This is a genomic window from [Muricauda] lutisoli (nom. illeg.) (genome assembly GCF_017313105.1).
Classification (GTDB): Bacteria; Bacteroidota; Bacteroidia; order Flavobacteriales; family Flavobacteriaceae; genus Flagellimonas; species Flagellimonas lutisoli.
Genome location: NZ_JAFLND010000002.1, coordinates 424,954 through 443,472 on the forward strand (window position 1 = coordinate 424,954; position 18,519 = coordinate 443,472).

20 protein-coding genes are annotated in these 18,519 nt (G+C 41.0%); 13 read left to right on the forward strand and 7 right to left on the reverse strand.

Features of this window, described 5'->3' with window-relative positions:
- Positions 1-38 precede the first annotated feature (38 nt).
- Complete coding sequence (locus J0X13_RS09190) at positions 39-776, forward strand: DUF3298 and DUF4163 domain-containing protein (protein ID WP_207071147.1); 738 nt, start codon at positions 39-41, stop codon at positions 774-776.
- Here the strand turns inward: J0X13_RS09190 and J0X13_RS09195 are convergent.
- The gene (locus tag J0X13_RS09195) at positions 773-1,237 is read right to left on the reverse strand and encodes a DinB family protein (RefSeq protein WP_207071148.1); all 465 of its coding nucleotides are present in this window, start codon (positions 1,235-1,237) and stop codon (positions 773-775) included. The two genes, J0X13_RS09190 and J0X13_RS09195, sit on opposite strands and share 4 nt — an antisense overlap.
- Before the next feature lie 174 nt (positions 1,238-1,411).
- On the opposite strand from J0X13_RS09195, the gene J0X13_RS09200 reads away from it, so the two are divergent.
- The 3 genes from J0X13_RS09200 to J0X13_RS09210 all read left to right on the forward strand — a co-directional run bounded on the left by J0X13_RS09200 (position 1,412) and on the right by J0X13_RS09210 (position 3,499).
- Complete coding sequence (locus tag J0X13_RS09200; protein ID WP_207071149.1) at positions 1,412-1,765, forward strand: arsenate reductase family protein; 354 nt, start codon at positions 1,412-1,414, stop codon at positions 1,763-1,765.
- Complete coding sequence (locus J0X13_RS09205) at positions 1,762-2,661, forward strand: DMT family transporter (RefSeq protein WP_207071150.1); 900 nt, start codon at positions 1,762-1,764, stop codon at positions 2,659-2,661. The genes J0X13_RS09200 and J0X13_RS09205 overlap by 4 nt, the downstream gene beginning before the upstream one ends.
- Before the next feature lie 163 nt (positions 2,662-2,824).
- Positions 2,825-3,499: an SMI1/KNR4 family protein gene (locus J0X13_RS09210; RefSeq protein ID WP_207071151.1), complete on the forward strand. Its 675-nt coding sequence runs from the start codon at positions 2,825-2,827 to the stop codon at positions 3,497-3,499.
- A gap of 27 nt (positions 3,500-3,526) precedes the next feature.
- On the opposite strand, the gene J0X13_RS09215 is transcribed toward J0X13_RS09210, so the two are convergent.
- On the reverse strand, positions 3,527-4,000 hold the full coding sequence (locus J0X13_RS09215) for an acyl-CoA thioesterase (protein ID WP_207071152.1): 474 nt from the start codon (positions 3,998-4,000) through the stop codon (positions 3,527-3,529).
- Between the two features lie 117 nt (positions 4,001-4,117).
- On the opposite strand from J0X13_RS09215, the gene J0X13_RS09220 reads away from it, so the two are divergent.
- The 7 genes from J0X13_RS09220 to J0X13_RS09250 all read left to right on the forward strand — a co-directional run bounded on the left by J0X13_RS09220 (position 4,118) and on the right by J0X13_RS09250 (position 9,383).
- The gene (locus J0X13_RS09220) at positions 4,118-5,095 is read left to right on the forward strand and encodes an NAD(P)H-dependent flavin oxidoreductase (protein ID WP_207071153.1); all 978 of its coding nucleotides are present in this window, start codon (positions 4,118-4,120) and stop codon (positions 5,093-5,095) included.
- A 3-nt stretch (positions 5,096-5,098) separates the two neighbouring features.
- The gene (locus J0X13_RS09225; RefSeq protein ID WP_207071154.1) at positions 5,099-6,058 is read left to right on the forward strand and encodes a YheT family hydrolase; all 960 of its coding nucleotides are present in this window, start codon (positions 5,099-5,101) and stop codon (positions 6,056-6,058) included.
- 115 nt (positions 6,059-6,173) lie between these two features.
- Positions 6,174-6,650 carry a c-type cytochrome gene (locus J0X13_RS09230; RefSeq protein ID WP_207028315.1) on the forward strand — a complete coding sequence of 159 codons (477 nt, stop codon included), beginning with the start codon at positions 6,174-6,176 and terminating at the stop codon, positions 6,648-6,650.
- An 81-nt stretch (positions 6,651-6,731) separates the two neighbouring features.
- On the forward strand, positions 6,732-7,436 hold the full coding sequence (locus tag J0X13_RS09235) for a DUF4488 domain-containing protein (RefSeq protein ID WP_207071155.1): 705 nt from the start codon (positions 6,732-6,734) through the stop codon (positions 7,434-7,436).
- Between the two features lie 98 nt (positions 7,437-7,534).
- Positions 7,535-7,954 carry an META domain-containing protein gene (locus J0X13_RS09240; protein WP_207071156.1) on the forward strand — a complete coding sequence of 140 codons (420 nt, stop codon included), beginning with the start codon at positions 7,535-7,537 and terminating at the stop codon, positions 7,952-7,954.
- A complete protein-coding gene (locus tag J0X13_RS09245) occupies positions 7,951-8,784 on the forward strand; it encodes an META domain-containing protein (RefSeq protein ID WP_207071157.1) in 834 nt (277 codons plus the stop codon). Before J0X13_RS09240 ends, J0X13_RS09245 begins: the two co-directional genes overlap by 4 nt.
- A 2-nt stretch (positions 8,785-8,786) precedes the next feature.
- The gene (locus J0X13_RS09250; RefSeq protein ID WP_207071158.1) at positions 8,787-9,383 is read left to right on the forward strand and encodes a DinB family protein; all 597 of its coding nucleotides are present in this window, start codon (positions 8,787-8,789) and stop codon (positions 9,381-9,383) included.
- Between the two features lie 3 nt (positions 9,384-9,386).
- Here J0X13_RS09250 and J0X13_RS09255 read toward each other — a convergent pair whose 3' ends face one another.
- Positions 9,387-10,913, reverse strand: coding sequence for a SulP family inorganic anion transporter (locus J0X13_RS09255; protein WP_207071159.1), 1,527 nt, complete (start codon positions 10,911-10,913; stop codon positions 9,387-9,389).
- Positions 10,914-10,995: 82 nt separating this feature from the next.
- Positions 10,996-11,961: a phytanoyl-CoA dioxygenase family protein gene (locus J0X13_RS09260; protein WP_207071160.1), complete on the reverse strand. Its 966-nt coding sequence runs from the start codon at positions 11,959-11,961 to the stop codon at positions 10,996-10,998.
- A gap of 138 nt (positions 11,962-12,099) precedes the next feature.
- On the opposite strand from J0X13_RS09260, the gene J0X13_RS09265 reads away from it, so the two are divergent.
- Positions 12,100-12,942: an AraC family transcriptional regulator gene (locus J0X13_RS09265; RefSeq protein WP_207071161.1), complete on the forward strand. Its 843-nt coding sequence runs from the start codon at positions 12,100-12,102 to the stop codon at positions 12,940-12,942.
- Positions 12,943-13,037: 95 nt separating this feature from the next.
- On the opposite strand, the gene J0X13_RS09270 is transcribed toward J0X13_RS09265, so the two are convergent.
- Positions 13,038-13,958, reverse strand: a complete 921-nt coding sequence (locus J0X13_RS09270) for a nicotinic acid mononucleotide adenyltransferase (protein WP_207071162.1) — start codon at positions 13,956-13,958, stop codon at positions 13,038-13,040.
- Between the two features lie 124 nt (positions 13,959-14,082).
- Here J0X13_RS09270 and J0X13_RS09275 point away from each other — a divergent pair, with 124 nt between their 5' ends.
- Positions 14,083-15,084 (forward strand): NAD(P)H-dependent glycerol-3-phosphate dehydrogenase, encoded by a 1,002-nt coding sequence (locus tag J0X13_RS09275; RefSeq protein WP_207071163.1) that lies wholly within the window; start codon positions 14,083-14,085, stop codon positions 15,082-15,084.
- Here J0X13_RS09275 and J0X13_RS09280 read toward each other — a convergent pair whose 3' ends face one another.
- Both J0X13_RS09280 and J0X13_RS09285 read right to left on the reverse strand, forming a co-directional pair.
- Positions 15,085-17,754: a carboxypeptidase-like regulatory domain-containing protein gene (locus J0X13_RS09280; protein WP_207071164.1), complete on the reverse strand. Its 2,670-nt coding sequence runs from the start codon at positions 17,752-17,754 to the stop codon at positions 15,085-15,087. It abuts the gene before it with no gap.
- A complete protein-coding gene (locus tag J0X13_RS09285; protein WP_207071165.1) occupies positions 17,751-18,470 on the reverse strand; it encodes a GLPGLI family protein in 720 nt (239 codons plus the stop codon). The genes J0X13_RS09280 and J0X13_RS09285 overlap by 4 nt, the downstream gene beginning before the upstream one ends.
- Between the last annotated feature and the right edge of the window lie 49 nt (positions 18,471-18,519).

The following is an 18,519-nucleotide window of genomic DNA, read 5'->3' on the forward strand; positions in this document are numbered from 1 at the left end:
TCCGAAGTATTATTTTTGCTGACCCAAAACCTAGATCCATGAAAAAATACCTTGGTTCTCTCCTAATATTATCTTTGTTAGCCTGCCAAACAGAGAGTAAACTCACTTTTGAACCTATCCAATTACAGGGGGAAATCTGTGAAGACTGTCCCAAAATAGAGGTCAATATCCCAAATGCTCTTGAAGACTCCCCGGTTTCCGAGGCCATCAACCGTTCCCTGAACGAAGAAATCATCAGTATTTTATCTTTTACCGAAGATAAGAACATTGATAGTGCAGAAAAGGCATTACAATCCTTTACCGAAAGTTATAAGGAAGTTAAAACCAAATTTCCCGACGAGGTACCATGGGAAACCACAATTGATGCCGAAGTAATTTATGAGGATCATAATATCATTACCATTATGCTGAACTCCTATTCTTTTACAGGAGGTGCCCACGGTTACGCTTCCACTTCATATCTCAATTTTGATAAAAAACAGGGTGAAGAATTGGAAAACTGGGAACTTTTTGGGGATATGGACGGATTTGAGGATTTTGCCGAGACCAAGTTCCGCATTCAGGAAAAAATCCCGCAAGATGCCAATATCAACGCCACTGGATTTATGTTCGAGGGCGATTCTTTTCATTTATCGAACAACATCGGCTACACGACAGATGGATTAAAGTTGATATACAACCAATACGAAGTGGCCTCCTATGCCGACGGTCCCATTGAGTTGGTTTTACCTTACAATGAAATCAATCTGTACTTAAAACGAAAAGTAAAACTCTAAGCTCGTGCCAAGGCCTTTTTCAGTGCCAAGATGGCACCAAGATGAAGCCCTTCATGAAATACATTAAAGGATAAAGCATCTTCAGGACTGTTTAGCCCGATTTTCGGAGTGGTCATATATTCTTGGAAATTTTTGAACCTACCATGCTCATAATCCAATTGAATATGTTTTACCGTACTGAACAGATAGGCAGATATTTTTTCTTGTTCCACCTTTGGAGGCACCCCATCTGGAAAAGTGCCTTTTTTGTATTTGTTGATCAATTCTTCTTCAATGGTAAAATCCAGACCGCTCAATTTGTACATCAAAAGTTGGGGGGTCACAACTACATGGGCAATGTTCCACCAAATATTATTGTTGAAACCTTCAGGAATTTGGAACAAATCCTCTTTGGGCGTGTTCTGCAAAAAATCGTGAAGAATTTTTCTGTTCTTAAGAAGAATATCGAACGTCTTTTCCATAAAAAACAATTTGATTGATGTAAAACTAGCCCTAAAATTTGAAACCGCTTTCCTCTAACAAGGATTATATCGATCAATAAAAACAAACACCTCCCTTAAAAGCTGTTGATTTTACATGTTGATAATGTAATTTGAGGGATTTTTGATTTCCTTTGCCCATCCAACACCATACTTATGAAAAAAATATACCATTTGGGCAGTTGCTCTACATGTAAACGCATTCTTCAAGAATTGGAACCTTTGGACGGTGTGGAACTGCAAGAAATAAAGTCTGAAGCCATTACTCCTGAACAATTGGAGCAAATGGGCGCATTGAGCGGAAGCTATGAATCGCTATTCAGTAGAAGGGCCATGCTTTTCCGTCAGAGGGGGCTCAATGAAAAAAACCTTTCTGAAAACGATTATAAAGACTTGATCCTGGAACATTACACCTTTTTAAAAAGACCCGTGGTTGTAGTGGATGATCGGATTTTTGTGGGAAATTCCAAAAAAACGGTCGAAGCTGCCAAGCAAGCCTTGCATTCATGAGCAAAAGAACCCTGGCCATTTTGGCCGCTATCGGTGCCACCTTTATTTACGGCATAAACCACACCGTGGCCAAAGGAGTTATGCCCGGGCACGTTAAACCCTTTGGGTTTATATTTTTAAGAGTTGGTGGAGCCGCCCTTCTTTTTTGGTTGATTTCCTTTTTTGGACCCAAGGAAAAAATTGAAAGAAGAGATTGGGGAAGAATGTTGGTATGTGCCCTCTTGGGAATGTCCATTAATATGCTTTCCTTTTTTAAGGGACTGCAACTTTCCACACCCATTAACAGTGCTGTTTTAGTAACGATCATACCTATTATCGTAGTGGTTATTTCGGCCTTGTTTTTAAGTGAGAGAATCACTTTGAACAAAGGGTTGGGAATATTCATGGGATTTGTTGGGGCCATTGGGCTTATCCTTTTTGGAGTAGAAGCCCGTCAAGATGCCCCCAATATACCTTTTGGCAACTTTTTGTTCATTATAAATGCAACTTCTTACGGTGCTTACTTGGTAGTTGTAAAAAAATTGATTGAAAAGTATCATCCCTTCACTTTAATGAAGTGGCTCTTTACCATCGCTATTTTTATTAATCTTCCGCTTACCCTTCCGGAGGCTTTGGAAATTAAATGGTCCACTATGCCCATTTGGGCTTATGGCTCAATAGCTTTTGTGATTATCGGCACCACGTTCCTGACCTATTTGTTCAACATTTTTGCACTAACACAGCTCAAGGCCTCATCTGTAGGTGCATTTGTGTATATGCAACCTTTGGTGGGAATTCTTTTCGCACTTTTTTCAGGCAAAGATGAGCTTACCTTAGTTAAAGTAGTTGCAATGACCCTTGTTTTGGCAGGGGTATACTTGGCGAGTAAAAAACCAAAGCGGATTTCTCCATATTGATTTAAAACCTGCTTAAGTCAAAAGGAAAAGGGCATTCATCAATTGGCTATACCTAAATTGAAGTCTAGCGCGTATTTTACGTTCTTACCTAATATGTCTTTCACCCCGATTAAATATATAATGGTTTTAGTTTTTAATTGGATTGGGCAAATAAATTGAAAAAATGACCGGTCCCTCTTTATCCGAACAAATCGACCGCATCAAAAAAAAGCTTGTTAAAGCCAAGTTGATCGATAAGGACTGCAGGGTCTTTGGAGCGGGACGTCACAGATATGAATTAAATCCGCCTGCAAGTATAGCCGAAGTCGAAGCTTTGGAGAAAAAATACAAAATTCGGTTTCCTGAATGTTACAGGACTTTTGTACTCAAGGTCGGAAATGGAGGGATTTCCTACTTGAATTCAGGTGCGGGCCCTTTCTATGGAATATATCCTCTCGGAACCAATATGGATCAGCTGATTTATCCAGGTGCCGTGACGCATCTGAAGAACGCGTGTTTTCTACATCCAAATATGACCGATATCTTTTGGGATGATTTTATGGATTCCATATTTGAAAATAATACCTCCGACGATGAGTTGGATGAGGAGTATACCAAAATTTATGGCGGTATCTTGCCTATCGGTTCGCAGGGGTGCTCCTACATTCATGCACTGGTGCTGAACGGACCTTATGAAGGCAAGGTCATAAACATGGACGTATGCGCACAAATGGCTCCCCGTTTTTCTTATGACAACAATTTTTTGGACTGGTACGAACATTGGCTCGATGAAAGTATTTTAGGGGAATTGGCAAAGTCTCCAAGCTGGTTTGGCTATTCAAAAAGAAGCCTGGATTAGTACATTGAACTCGGTTGTATAAAATATTTACAAATCCTTTGGAACTTGAACATGTTTGCGTGTATCGGCCCTCGTCAAAATTTTAAAGTCTTCCGATTTTTCCATAGCGCCGAAAGTCTCCAAAAAATCTTTTGGCAATCCTGTTAATTTCCTTTTTTTCAAATCAATCCAAGCACCCATCATTTCGCAACGTGCAAAGTTTTTGCCATTATGGTCGTAGAAGTTGTGTCTGAATTCAAAAAACATTCCGTCCTTGCTCATCCCAACAAATTCCAATGAAACCCTTACAGGTTTGCCCGGAAAAGCTTCCTTAAAATAATAGACGTGCTCATAGAATACCACTGGACCAATATTGTGCTCGGACATACTTTTTTGGTTAAAACCTATTAGTCCCAGATACGCCATTCGGGTGTGGCTCATAAAATTGATATAAGCGGAATTCGCCAAGTGTCGGTTAGCGTCTATATCGCTCCATCTAATCTCAAATTCTTTAAAAAACATAGAGGGTTATTTTGTTATGCATGCATAATAATTGTAAAAATACCATAGTTTTGATAACTGATTCCAATAAGGAAGAAGAATTGTTCCTATTTTTAAACATAGTTTAACACGAAACCCATGAGCCAAAAAGCTGAATTCATCAAAAATCTAGCGCTTCCTGTAATTGCAGCCCCGATGTTTTTAATTTCCGGGCCAAAACTGGTAGTGGAATGTTGTAAAAATGGTATTGTAGGTACCTTTCCCGCCTTAAACCAACGTACAAGCGAGGGTTTTGAGGAATGGCTTATCCAGATCAAATCGGAATTAAAGGCTTTTGAAGAGGAGACGGGCAAAAAAGCCGCTCCTTTTGGTGTAAATCTCGTTGTGCATCCAACCAACCCAAGACTAGAGGCCGATGTAAAGCTCTGCATTAAACATAAAGTACCATTGGTAATCACTTCTCTTGGAGCAGTTAGTCAAGTAGTAGATGCCATTCATAGCTACGGAGGTTTGGTGTTCCATGATATTATTAAAAAGCGTCATGCAGAAAAAGCAGCAGAAGCTGGGGTGGACGGTCTTATTCTGGTATCTGCGGGTGCCGGTGGTCATGCAGGCACCATAAACCCAATGAGTTTGGTCGCTGAAGTGAAGAAATTTTTCAACAAGACCATTCTTTTATCCGGCTGCATTAGTACGGGAAGGGATGTTGCCTCGGCATTGCAAATGGGAGCCGACCTTGCCTATATGGGTACTCGTTTTATTAACACAGAAGAAAGTAAAGCTACGGAAGAATACCGAAAAATGATCATAGATTCCGGTGCCAGCGATGTCATATATACCGCGGCCATTTCCGGAGTGCCCGCCAATTTTTTGGCAGCCAGTTTAAACGCTGCCGGTATATCCGAGGAGGATTTGAAAAAAGGTCGAAAAATAGATTTTGGCAAGGAACTGGATACCGAGGCCAAAGCATGGAAAACAATTTGGTCGGCCGGTCAGGGTGTTACTACCATAGACAATGTACTACCAGTGTCCCAGTTGGTCGATACACTGAAAGGTGAATTTAAAGCCTCCGTTGAAGAACAGGCCAAGCTATTGAAAACGTATCCAAAGGAATAACCAATGCCTCAAGTTGCTTCCGAATATACACCGCCCTTTTTATTTAGAAATGGCCATTTCGCCACTATTTATTCAGGCATAATACGCTCCGTGAATGGGGTAGTTCAAAAACGGGAACGCATCATACTATCTGATGGGGATTTTTTGGATTTGGACTGGAGCAATTCAAAAACACTTACCAAAAAATTGGTTGTGCTTTTGCACGGATTGGAAGGAGATGCACAACGCCCCTATATTACAGGTAGCGCCAAAATCCTAAATCAAAATGGGTACGACACTTGTGCGGTAAATTACCGTGGATGCAGCGGTGAGCCCAACAAAATGTACCGTTCCTATCATTCTGGGGCCACAGAGGATTTAATCGAAGTACTTGATCACATTCTGAACACCAGGGATTATTCGGAAATTTATTTGAAAGGGTTTAGTCTTGGCGGTAACCTATTGCTCAAATATTTGGGCGAAGACAACAATGTTCCAAAAGAACTAAAAGGTGCCGTAGCGATATCCGTACCCTGCAACCTTCACGATTCCTGTAAACAATTGCTCAGCCCAAAAAACATATTGTATGCCATTAAGTTCAAAGGAAATTTATTGGATAAGCTAAGGGAAAAGCAAGAAATGTTTCCAGATAAAATCAGTGATGCGGACATTAAAAAAATCAAGACCCTGAAGGATTTTGATGACATCTACACCAGCAAGGCACACAATTTTAAGGACGCTTTGGACTATTATGAAAAGTCCAGTTCGTTACAGTTTTTACCCAGTATTAAAGTGCCAAGTTTAATCATTAATGCCAAAGATGATTCCTTTTTGGGACCTGAATGCTATCCCGTAAAAGAAACCGATGAGAACTCCCATCTATATTTGGAAACCCCTAATTATGGTGGCCACGTAGGTTTCTGGGGCAAAAACAACATCACCTATACCGAAAAAAGGGCTTTGGAGTTTTTCAATTCCATTTAAAAACAGCTATGACAGGCCAGTTGTGAGGGACAAAACAAAAAACCCTCCGATTATTAGTCTCTAATTACCTATCTTAGTGGCTACATTTTCAAAAACAAACTTCAATAGAGTCAGAATGAAAAAAATTGTAATGGTCTTGGCCTTAGGTGCCATGATAGCAAGTTGCGGCGATAAAAAGGAAAAGAAAGATGGTTTTGAAGTAAGCCGTACCAAAACTGAGGATACAAAAGCACAAGCTAAAGAAGAAGTTCCTGTTGATATGGACAACAAAGGTGTTGGGCCAATAACCAGTTTAGAATTTCCTGATGAAATCAACGATGAAATGGTCGCACGTGGTAAAGCAAAGTTTGAAGCTATTTGCGTTGCTTGTCACATGGTCGACCAGCGTATGATTGGTCCTGCATTAAAGGGAGTTTATGATAGAAGAAGCCCAGAATGGGTAATGAACATGATTTTGAACCCCGACGGTATGTTGAAAGAAGACCCAATTGCCAAAGCACTTTTGAAAGAGTACAATAACGCCATTATGCTCAATCAAAATTTGACCGAGGACGAAGCAAGGGATGTTGCAGAATACTTGAGAACACTCTAACAAACCAACTTTATTATATTAGAGCTGCTGTTTTGCAATAAAAACAGCAGCTTTTTTTATCTTAATAGCAAACTTTCACCCATGAAAAATATACTGATCACCCTTTGTTTGCTGTTAACTCCGTTTTTGCACGGGCAGGATCTTCAAGGCGCTTGGACCACCATCGAATCCGATGGTAAAGGATACCAAGTGGAACATACCCTAATTTTTACTGGGAGTTATTTTTCAGAAGCCATTTTTGAAAAACCAAGTGGAAAGTTTTTGGGTACAAAAGGGGGTGGTTATTCAGTAAGTGGTGATGATCTGAATCTTACTTATGAATATGATTCACGTAGTCCTGGAAATGTAGGTACGACAAAGAATGATGCGTTCTCCGTAACTGAAAATAATTTAGAATTGGGAAAATTGAGTTGGACCAAAATTGACAACGGAACACCTGGAGACCTTTTTGGAGCATGGTTGATTTCTGGGAGAAAACGCGATGGTGAAATTGTGAAACGAGATACCTCAGGGCCTCGAAAAACCATGAAAATTTTATCTGGCACCCGATTTCAATGGATTGCCTACAATACGGCTACAAAAGAATTTATGGGAACTGGCGGAGGCACCTATACCACTATAGACGGTAAGTATACCGAAAACATCGGTTTCTTTTCAAGGGATGACTCTAGAGTAGGAGCCAGTTTAGAGTTTAATTATGAGTTGAAAGATGGTGATTGGCACCACTCCGGTTTCAGTAGCAAAGGAAACCCGATTTACGAAGTGTGGAGCAAAAGGACGCAATAGCATGCATATTATTTAGCGATTTAACAACCTTATCTATTGAGGAGTTCATCTATTTTTTTAGTATTTTACTACAGCATTAACCATTAATTTCTGAAAAAATGAAAACCTCAATCATCCTGGTTTTTTCCGCCGTACTGCTGGTGGAATCATGCGGTGAGCCAAAAACGAGCGAGGAAGCGCTGTATGGCCCCACTTGGGAACTCGAGTATATTTCCGGATCCCGTATTGCCTTTGAAGGGCTCTTCCCAAAAAAGAAACCACAGATCACTTTCGATAAAGAATCTGGAAAAGTAATGGGCACCGATAGTTGCAATGGCTACTCCGCAGATTACGAACTTGCCGAAAACACTATAGTTTTTGGCGACCCCGGCCCTACCACCATGATGTTCTGCGGCGGTAGCGAAAGGCAATTTCTTGATATGATGAAAAAAATAGATGGCTACTCCGTGGAGGGTGGAAAGCTCAACCTTTTGGTCGGAGATGTACCCATGATGCGATTTAAAAAAGTAAACCCATGAAAAATTCAATCATATTAAGTTGTGCCGTATTGCTGTTTTTCGGCTGCGTTGAAAAAAAGAAGGTAGAAACTTCTGAGCCTGAAGCCACCGAAGCATCAGAAGAAATTAAAGCAGATACCCTTATAACCGAGGAAAAAAAGCGGGAAATGGAACCCATTGCCATAAAAATTGATGGGAGTTACTTTAAAGCTACCGGAACTGAACCTTTTTGGGGACTTAAAATATATGACGACAAAGTGGAGCTGCAGACGATGGAGGATACCATCACCACTCCTCCCTCCACAGCCATAAAAGCACAGGATGGTAATATTAGCATGTACCGCATTCAGACGGAGGCCACCCAAATGGATGTAATTATTTCCCATAAAGAATGCACCAATGCCATGTCTGGCGAGGTATTTCCATATACAGTAACCGTTTCTTACAAAAATACAGGCGGAGGTGAAACCATAGTTTATGAAGGCTGTGGGTCTTACATTACAGATTATAGGCTACACGATATTTGGGTCTTGGAAGAAATGAAAGGAAACCCTATCTCCAAAGAAGATTTTGATGGAAGGGAGGTCCCAAATATGGAAATTAATATCAATAACAATCGCTTTTCTGGTTTTTCGGGGTGTAACCGTATGACAGGGAGCCTTTTTTACGAGCAGGATGTTCTTCGGTTTACACAAGTTGCATCCACCCGAATGGCGTGCCCAAGTATGGACAAAGAAACCGAGTTCCTGGCCGCACTGCAAGGCAGCACAACATATAAAATTGAAAACAACCGACTGTATCTCTCCAATGGATCGGAAGAGAATTTGTTGGTTTTTAAAAAAATTGATTGATTTTGAAAAAACTATGCTTCTTTTTACTCATTTTCATTTTGATGACCAATCACCAAATTCAAGCACAGGAAATGGAACTTCCTTATAAAGAAATCCCTGACTACCCTTCCGATTACAGCTCCGGTAATTTAATTTCCAGAATGATCGATGGATTGGGATACCGATATTATTGGGCAACCGAAGGATTAACCGAAAAGGATTTGGCTTACAAACCTTCAGAAAGTGGACGCTCTACTTTGGAAACTTTGGAACACATTTATTCGATGTCCAACAATATTTTGTTGGCACCGGATGCCAAGCCCTATATTCGACCAAAAAATCCAACTCCATATTCTTTTGAAGAATTACGCGCCAAAACACTAGAAAATCTTAAAGCAGCAAGCAATAAAGTTTTGGGCAAGAGTTCTGAAGAGATGGAAAGCTTCAAGGTGGTTTTTAAGCAAGGTGACCAAACCTCGGAGTTTCCCTATTGGAACATGATCAATGGAATGATTTCCGACTGCATCCAACATACAGGTCAAGTAGTTTTGATGCGCCGGGCCAGCGGCAATCCACAGAACCCAAAGGTGAATGTGTTTTTAGGAAAGACCCGTGAATAAACTCTAGTTATCCACCACAACTTTATAGGTTGGATCTTCCAATACGTTCACTTCGATAATATCGTCGGCATTGGCCAACAATCTTCTACAGTCCCGGCTCAAATGCTTCAGGTGTACTTTTTTGCCTACTTTTCGGTAGCGCTCCGTAATCCTGTTAACGGCCTCAATGGCGGACATATCCACCAACCTACTTTCTGCAAAGTCGATCACCACTTCTTCAGGGTCGTTCAGCACATCAAACTTTTCGGCGAATAAAGTGGTGCTCCCAAAGAATAACGGACCATAGATCTCATAATGCTTAACGCCTTCGTCATCAATGCTTTTTCTGGCCCGAATACGTTTTGCATTGTCCCACGCAAACACCAAAGCGGAGATAATCACCCCTACCAAAACCGCAAGGGCCAAGTTATGAAGGAACACGGTCACCAAGGTAACCAATACCATTACCAAAACATCGGATTTTGGCATTCTACGGAAGGTTTTCAAGCTTGCCCATTCAAAAGTTCCCAACGCTACCATGATCATCAGCCCTGTAAGCGCCGCCATTGGTACCTTTTCAATCAAGTTGGAACCGAACATGATGAAGACCAACAACATCAAAGCAGCTACAATCCCTGAAAGACGTGCTCGTGCTCCATTAGAGGTATTGATCAAACTCTGCCCGATCATGGCACAACCACCCATCCCGGAGAAAAATCCAGAGAGAATGTTCGCCGTGCCCTGAGCAACAGCTTCTTTATTGCCACGACCACGGGTTTCGGTAATCTCATCCACTATGTTCAGGGTCAATAAACTTTCAATCAAACCTACTCCTGCCATAATTGCGGCAAAAGGGAAAATAATCTGTAATGTTTCCCAAGTAAAAGGAAGATCGGGAATATGAAAAGGAGGAAATGTTCCTTGAATGGAGGCGATATCCCCAATGGTTCGCGTGTCCAATCCAAAGAAAAACACGATTCCGAAGACCAAAAGAATAGCGGCCAAGGATGCTGGAATTACTTTGGTGAGCTTGGGAAGTCCCCAAATAACCACCATGGTCAACAGTACCAACCCCAAGAAAATATACAACGTACTTCCACTCAACCATTCACCGTCGACAGTTTTGAACTGGCTCATTTGCGACATGAATATGATTACGGCCAAACCGTTCACAAATCCAAATATGACAGGATGGGGCACCAAGCGCATCAATTTACCTAGTCGAAGAACCCCGGCCAACAATTGCAAAATTCCAGCTAGGACCACAGTGGCAAAAACATATTCCACTCCATACTGCTGTGCCAAAGTAACGATCACAACCGCAACGGCTCCCGTAGCTCCAGAGATCATTCCTGGTCGACCTCCCAAAATGGAAGTGACCAATCCCATAACAAAGGCAGCGTACAAACCTGTTAAGGGAGATAGGCCCGCAATAAAGGCAAAGGCAATGGCTTCGGGCACCAAAGCAAGTGCAACGGTTAAGCCCGATAAAATTTCTGTGCGATAGTTTACTTTTTGCGAAAAATCGAAAAGATTGAGATACTTTTTCATGGCTTCTTTCTTGAAGCGCGCAAAAGTAGCATTATTAAATGCAAGACCCTAATCGCACGGAAATTTTTAAGGATTTGATAATCTACCAGTTAGTCAGCCCCAATAACTTTTCCCCAAGTGGACTTAATTTGGCGGTTTCGTATTTGGTCTGCTCCCATTTTCGTGGGTCTCCTGGAAACGCATAGCCTTCTGGAGCAATCCTATTTTTCCAAGAATTAATCCTCCATTCACGCATTTGCTCATTGTCCTCTTCGGCGGGCATCATCGAAATGTACTGTGCAATCCGAACCTTGTCCCCGGATTTATTGGGTCGGATACCATGGGGTTGGGTACTGTTAAAAATCAGAAGGTCCCCTGCTTCCAGTTTCACTTTCACGATCTTGTCTTCCAAGCCTGTAATATCTGGCTGAAAATGATCACGGTCTTCGGGCTGTGTCTGTTTCCAAGTATCGTAGTTCCGGTACAACCATGGTATGCATTGGAACCCGCCCATGTTTTCATCGGTCTGATCGGCAAGGGCCAGCACACCCTGCACATTTTGAGGTTTGGTCTCGGGATCGTAATCCCAATGAATGAATCCTTTTTTGTTCTCTCCCGGACGTTGCGGCATGTTCAAGTTGGCGCGATCTATCGTTACCCATAACTTTTCCGTTCCCCAAATGTCCACAAATGCTTCGTATACTTTTTGCGTTTGTCTGTTGTTCCATAAATGTTGATTGTTATATACTTCTACCATTCCAGTACCCGTGAGTTCTTTCATTTTCATTTCGGCACGGGGAGGAGCATACCAAGTTTCCGGATCATCTGGATCTTTTTCATCAAACTCCCATAAAAAATCGGCGGTCGCCTTGGCTTGTTCCTTTGGAACGGCATTTTTGATAACAATATATCCGTTCTCTATCCAGAATTCCCAGTCTTCTTCGCTCAGTACACGAAGTGGTTTACCATTGGACCTGTCGTTGAGTTTTGTTTTACTACTTGTGGCCGTGGATGGGTTCCCAGGAATTGCTTCGTGGGCCTTGTTGGCCATTTCTACTTTTTGTTGCATTCTATTTCTGTTTTTTTAGTTGAATAATCTATACCCCAAAACTATGGGAGCTGCTCAGCGATTTCTACCCTAACATTGACCAATATTTGAACTATTTTGACTTTTAATGCTTATTTTTGAAAATATTTGAGCAATACAATGAAAATTCAACTTGAAAACATACAACCCAATGATAAGAGTTCCTTCCATTTATTGCACAACCCCAAGCTGAACGATCTCTTTTTTTGGCATTTTCATCCCGAGTTTGAGCTAGTCTATATTGAAGGTGCTAACGGTAAGCGGCACGTGGGGAGGCATATCTCCAATTTTAAAGGAAGTGACCTCGTTTTGATCGGTTCCAATATTCCCCATTTGAATTTTGACCACGGTATCAAAACAGAATATCACAAAGAAGTTTTGCACATAAGCGCATCCTTTAAAGAGAAGGTGTTTACTGAAATCGATGAACTAGAAGATGTGTATGAACTGTTGGACCGATCACAGCACGGCATCGCTTTTTATGATAAAACCAAGGAAACGGCGGGAGCCATTATGAAGCAATTACAAGGAATGAGCCGATTTGAACAATTCCTTGAAATTTTACAGTTGCTCAAACTTTTGGCCAATAGTGATGATTACACGCTTTTGCACCAAAACCCGATTATAAACGACAAGGCCAACAAACAACAGGAACGTTTACAAAAGGTGTATTCCTATATTGATGAGCACTATTCCGGAAAAATAGCTTTGGAGGATATTGCAGCATCAATCAACCTTGGTAAAGAGGCTTTTTGCAGGTATTTCAAGAAGAACACCGGGAGCACTTTCACCAATTTCTTGAACCAGTATCGCATTACGCAAGCCAAACGCTTATTGTTGATGGGCAGGAACATTGGCGAAACTTGTTACGAATGCGGTTTTGAGAGCTTGTCCTATTTTAATCGGACCTTTAAAAAAATCAGTGGCGAAAATCCATCAGATTATAAAAACAGAAACCGTTAAAAAAAGAACCGCCCCGAGCTTTACGGCCCAGGGCGATTCTTAACTAAATAACCAACCAAAAAACTGTTTGTATGGTCGAACAAAATTGTTCTTCCTTACATATTTCGTTGACGGGTAACGTCCATTACAGGGTTGTTGGTCTTTGAACGTTTTTTACCTGTTCCGTCACCTGATTTCAAATATTGTATGTATCCCCTACCTGTAAATTCATAAACCGTTCCGCTGGATACATGGTACAACTCTATGGTACTGTCATTGATAACGTACAATTCAAAATAATCATTGCCCAAATAATCATAATCCAGCGTTAAAGTTTTCAGGGAGGCGTCGTTGGCCACATCGTATACTTCGTAATCACCTTCATAATCCCATTGTATGTTGGTAAGCGGAATGCCTTGTGCATCTACCGAAGACCTGAAATATCCGCCGATATCGTCAAAAAACTGCAAGTAGTTTTCTTCATCAAATTCGTTTAGGGCACCTACTTCACTGGTATAGGTTTTCTCCCAAACCTGGTATTCCTGCAAAAAATAATGGATGTTGTCATAAAACACCATATCGTAGTCAAAACTGTTCCTTTGGTATCCCTCCAAAATATAAGAGGTGTCCGAACGGGAATCATACAGTTCCAGCGTATTGTTGTCCAAAGCGAACACTTCCAGCAACCATAGTCCGTCCGCATCGTGATCTATTTCCACTTGACCGCTATAGGTGGCGTAAGCACCTACATCTATGCCCAATCCGTTGCCTGTTTTACCCAGACCGGAAAGGTTGTTGTTGGCATACACGATTCCCCTATCAAACGAAATGGTAAAGGCACGTTGTAAAAAAGGAACTTCACCGTTTCCACGGGTCTCGTTGATATCCACATACCAAAGGTCGTACGATTCCAAAACCAAGGCGGTATTGATCGGTGGTTCTATGATCAAATCATCATCCACAATAACCTCGGTATAGCAAGAACTGGCCAAAAGGCCTATGAACAAAATTCCAAAGAGTAGTTTTCTATTTTTCATAATCGAGGTTTTAAAGTTCTATTTACCTAAACCAAGCACTGTGCCAAATTTTTCAACCATTTGATTATCAGTTAATAATAAGCTGATAAATTTATTTTTTAGTTTTACACACTAATTTGTATGCATGAAAGACAAACCTACGTTCGGAGTTTTTGGAGGAGGAAGTTGGGGAACGGCCATTGTAAAAATGTTGACCGAAAACTTAGATCAGGTCAATTGGTACATGCGCAGCGATTCTGCCATCCGCCATATTAAAAAGGAGTGGCACAATCCCAACTATTTGAGTTCGGTGGAGTTTGATGTGGATCAATTGGTGATGAGCCACGATATTAATGAAGTTGCCGAAGCGTCCGATGTGCTCATTTTTGCCATTCCTTCTGCTTTTTTGGATCGGGAACTGCAGAATTTGACGGTTTCCTTGAAGGATAAAATCATTTTTTCTGCCATTAAGGGAATTGTTCCCGAAAGTGGACGGATCGTGGGGGAACATTTTAACGAGAAGTACGAAATCCCTTTTGAGAATATTGGCGTGATCACCGGACCCTGCCATGCCGAAGAGGTAGCCTTGGAACGTTTATCGTACCTCACCATTGCCTGCGCCGATGCCGACAAGGCCAAAATGGTGGCCAAACATTTAAAGAGCGACTATATCCGCACCAAAATATCGGATGACATCATCGGGACTGAATACGCGGCCATGTTGAAGAATATTTATGCCATTGCTGCGGGCATTGCCCACGGACTTGGTTATGGCGACAACTTCCAAAGTGTGCTGATGAGCAACGCCATTCGGGAAATGAAACGTTTTATTGACCGCGTATACAAAATGAAACGCAACATCAATGCTTCTGCCTATTTGGGTGACCTATTGGTAACGGGCTATTCCGTTTTTAGTAGAAACCGTATGTTCGGGAACATGATCGGCAAGGGCTACACAGTTAAAAGTGCCATGATGGAAATGAACATGGTTGCCGAAGGCTATTATGCCACCAAAAGCGCCCATGACCTTATGGACAAACTGCAAAAGAAGTCCAAAGCGCCCATTATCAACGCCGTGTACCAGATACTTTACAAGAACAAAAACCCGAAAAAAGTGTTTGAGAAGCTAACGGAGAAGTTGGATTGATCAAAGCTTGTATATTATTTTAAACATCACAATCCTTGGCATTATGGCGGTTGATTGGTCGCTGATTAAAAAATCGGAAAAGGAATTCTGCCTTTTAAACCTCACATCAATTAGATTGTTTGCAGAGATTTCAAAACCCCAAGGGCTATCTTCTTGTTGATAGAAGAGTGAGGCATTGGCCACATCAAAAATAGTGGTCAAGTTTTGGCCCTCGTTGTTGTATTCGGTTCTTTCATAATCCGCTTTCAAATGAAGATCATTGAAAAACACATAATCCAGATTTGCAAAAATGCTAGAATTGGCAAAGGTGTTTTTATTCGTAGATGTGATATAAACTGAAGGTTTGTGTGTAAATCCCAGCTCAATATTGGGCCATTCATCGAAAAACGTCTCTACTTTTCCAGTGGCAGAAATGGAACGTGACAGGTTTTTGGAAACATTGTTGTTCACCAATTGGAAAAACTCGTTATAGCTCCCCCTACCTTCAATGCTAAGTTTTACCTTGTTTATACGTTTTCCAAAACCAAAATTAGCATTTAGGGAGTTTTCGGGCTGGTTGAACATAGTATAGGTCACAAATTGATTGATACCATCCAATACTGTAGCGTTTTTCGCACTTTGGGTTCGTTTATTATAGGTCAATCCCAGGTTTAGGTTTAAGCCTCGGAACAAACTGAATTTATAATAGCCCAGGGAATAGGAATGGTTTCTTCCATTTTGTAAATCGGGTACGCCCAACCCTACGGAGTTAAAGGATCTCAACATAAAATTGAGTCCCAATTGATCAATGGTCGGGAATTGCATGCGTTGCCGGTATCGAAATCGTATTTTTTCACTGCTATTGAATTCCGCCTCTGCATCAAAAGTTGGCAACAAAACTTGGGTGCTATTGTTTACCGAAAGCTCTTCTTGATCATTGTCCCATATATAGTTGTGATAAAATAGTCCTGATTTCACGGTAAAAATCCCTGCCAAGAATTTATATTCCAGTCCTAAAAAGGTATCATTGAACCTATGATCAATATCGTTTCCAAAGCCATTTTCCGAAAAATCATTTAGGGTTCCATTGGAAAGTCGTTGTCTTTCGTCGCTTATAAAAGCATCAAACTTTGCATTGGCACCAAAAGTGGTGTAGATATGGTTAAAGTTATTGAGCACCCAATAATCCTTCATCAACAAATCAAATGATGTGGAACGGGTCTCTTTTTGTTGAAAAACTTGATAGAAATTATCTTCTTCCAAAGGAATTAAACCCAACAAAAATACTTGGTCTGTTTCCCAGGCATTGTGCGGATTGTTTTTCTGATGGGCCGCGGAAGCCTCTAAACTAAGCGTCTGGGCCCGGGAAAATCGTTTGCTGTATTCCACATTCTGCTTTAGCTCCAGTGCGGAAACATCTTGAAGGGTATTGAAAAACGTGTTTTGATCTTCACTCTGAGTTAAAATGATGCCATCGCCCTTGTTTTTGGTGAGTTTTGCAAAGGTATTCAAGGTTATATTCTCATCGCGGTTAGGTTCGTGTTCCACAGTTGCCTTGCCTATCAAAAAGAAATTGTCGAAATCATTGACTTCGGTTCTGTCCTCATTCAACAATCCATCGGAGTTGTTGTAGCTATTCAAAGTGTTAGTTTCCGTTTGTGTACTGCTGCTATTGGCAATCACATAACTATTGATATCCGTTTTGGGCGAGACCGTTTGCCTAAGATTGAATGCCCCAAAACGATTGGTGTTGGCCTTGAAATCCGTATTGTTCAAAAATTGGGAGAAATCGTCCCTACTTAACGAAAAGTAGCCGCCGATATCGTCCATAAGCTTGCCAAACCCTCCGTTGAACTCCAAGTAATCGGTAAAGGAAAAACTTTTGACCCCAATGTTGTTCAAATCCCCAATAAAATTCACGTTGGTCTTGGGACTGTAATAAAACAGATTGGGATGCGCCAAATAGCAATCTTTGATGCCTCCCCCCGCTTCCATATCGCCAAAGGTGAATTTCTTTTTGTCCTCCTTTAGTTTGATGTTAAGGGCAAGTTCATCGGAATCCTGTAGTCCTTTGAGAAAGCCAATTTTATTATAGTTGTCCAACACTTGAACTTGATCCACGGCGTCGGCAGGAATGTTATTTACGGCGAGTTTGCTATTGCCCGTAAAAAAGGTTTTGTCCTCCACGAGTACTTTGGTCACTTTTTTTCCTTGGGCGGTAACATTGCCTTCTCGGTCTACCTCAATGCCTGGTAGTTTTTTGAGCACTTCGCGCAATTTGCGCTCCTCGCCTGTAACAAAGGCATCGGTTTGGTAGGTTATGGTATCCTCTTTTACGGCTATGGGGATTTTATATTCCAAGATTACTTCATCCAAATCATTGGTCTTGGGCACCATTGTCAAATCTTTGGTTTCGTTTTGCAAAGCAGTATACTCAAATAAAAGTTTTTGGTAACCGAGATAACTTACCTCAATGGAGTAGGCCACCTCTTTTTCCAAGCGCAGGATATACTCGCCCATATCGTTGGTAATGGCAAATTGGGTGCTCTCGCCATCATTATTTGGGAATGCCAATATATTGGCATTGGCCATTGGTGTGTTGGAATTATCCAAAATAACTCCACTCAGGACGATATTTTGTGCGAACACACAGTTAATACATAAAAAAATCAGAAATGTAAGCTGCTTCAATCACCCTGGTTTATTATAGCATTCATTCTCTCATCCATTCTCTTATAATACCCCTCATAAGACTCTTTAAACACACATTTAGGTTGAATTATTTTTTCCCTTTTATCGAGTGTTATTTTGGATGCGGTGTAAACCACTGATGAAATTCTTAATTCCAATATTACACCTGGTAGACCATTAAACCCAAGAGGTCCAAAACTGTATGGAATATCAGTGGTAAACCATGCTGCTACATCTAATGTTCTTTTACCTTCTTTACGAACCGTTGTGGCCTTGTAACAATTAAAATCACCTATTTGCTTTTGGTAGGCTTCTATTTCCCATTGGTTTTCCTGATCATAGGTTAAGCATACGGGCTCACCAGAGCCTTGTTCTGCAACAATCTTTGTGTTGTTTCGCTTATCCGTATACCACACTTCCTCTCCATCACATGATACAACTGCTATATTGTATATGTATTTTGGTATATCGTCGCTTACCAATTGCTCTTTCATCTTGAACAGAGCTACATCCTTATTAGCCAATAATTCAAATTGAAAATCATCCATTAACAAGATGGTTTCTTTGACAATATTTTGTGCCTCTTCACTTTCTATTTCCTCTATATCCCTTAATGACTTTATGGTGTACTCCACAACAATATCCGATGTTTCTCCACTTTGGGCAAAAACGGTAAAAAACAAAAGACCTATGAATACTTGAATTGCACTTTTCATTTTCTGAAATTTATAGGTTAAGAAACAGTTTCTCTTACCCATTTCAGCG

Coding starts and splice junctions, on each gene's coding strand:
- J0X13_RS09190 (WP_207071147.1), top strand. CDS start 39: ATGAAAAAATACCTTGGTTCTCTCCTAATATTATCTTTGTTAGCCTGC.
- J0X13_RS09195 (WP_207071148.1), bottom strand. CDS start 1,237: ATGGAAAAGACGTTCGATATTCTTCTTAAGAACAGAAAAATTCTTCAC.
- J0X13_RS09200 (WP_207071149.1), top strand. CDS start 1,412: ATGAAAAAAATATACCATTTGGGCAGTTGCTCTACATGTAAACGCATT.
- J0X13_RS09205 (WP_207071150.1), top strand. CDS start 1,762: ATGAGCAAAAGAACCCTGGCCATTTTGGCCGCTATCGGTGCCACCTTT.
- J0X13_RS09210 (WP_207071151.1), top strand. CDS start 2,825: ATGACCGGTCCCTCTTTATCCGAACAAATCGACCGCATCAAAAAAAAG.
- J0X13_RS09215 (WP_207071152.1), bottom strand. CDS start 4,000: ATGTTTTTTAAAGAATTTGAGATTAGATGGAGCGATATAGACGCTAAC.
- J0X13_RS09220 (WP_207071153.1), top strand. CDS start 4,118: ATGAGCCAAAAAGCTGAATTCATCAAAAATCTAGCGCTTCCTGTAATT.
- J0X13_RS09225 (WP_207071154.1), top strand. CDS start 5,099: ATGCCTCAAGTTGCTTCCGAATATACACCGCCCTTTTTATTTAGAAAT.
- J0X13_RS09230 (WP_207028315.1), top strand. CDS start 6,174: ATGAAAAAAATTGTAATGGTCTTGGCCTTAGGTGCCATGATAGCAAGT.
- J0X13_RS09235 (WP_207071155.1), top strand. CDS start 6,732: ATGAAAAATATACTGATCACCCTTTGTTTGCTGTTAACTCCGTTTTTG.
- J0X13_RS09240 (WP_207071156.1), top strand. CDS start 7,535: ATGAAAACCTCAATCATCCTGGTTTTTTCCGCCGTACTGCTGGTGGAA.
- J0X13_RS09245 (WP_207071157.1), top strand. CDS start 7,951: ATGAAAAATTCAATCATATTAAGTTGTGCCGTATTGCTGTTTTTCGGC.
- J0X13_RS09255 (WP_207071159.1), bottom strand. CDS start 10,913: ATGAAAAAGTATCTCAATCTTTTCGATTTTTCGCAAAAAGTAAACTAT.
- J0X13_RS09260 (WP_207071160.1), bottom strand. CDS start 11,961: ATGCAACAAAAAGTAGAAATGGCCAACAAGGCCCACGAAGCAATTCCT.
- J0X13_RS09265 (WP_207071161.1), top strand. CDS start 12,100: ATGAAAATTCAACTTGAAAACATACAACCCAATGATAAGAGTTCCTTC.
- J0X13_RS09270 (WP_207071162.1), bottom strand. CDS start 13,958: ATGAAAAATAGAAAACTACTCTTTGGAATTTTGTTCATAGGCCTTTTG.
- J0X13_RS09275 (WP_207071163.1), top strand. CDS start 14,083: ATGAAAGACAAACCTACGTTCGGAGTTTTTGGAGGAGGAAGTTGGGGA.
- J0X13_RS09285 (WP_207071165.1), bottom strand. CDS start 18,470: ATGAAAAGTGCAATTCAAGTATTCATAGGTCTTTTGTTTTTTACCGTT.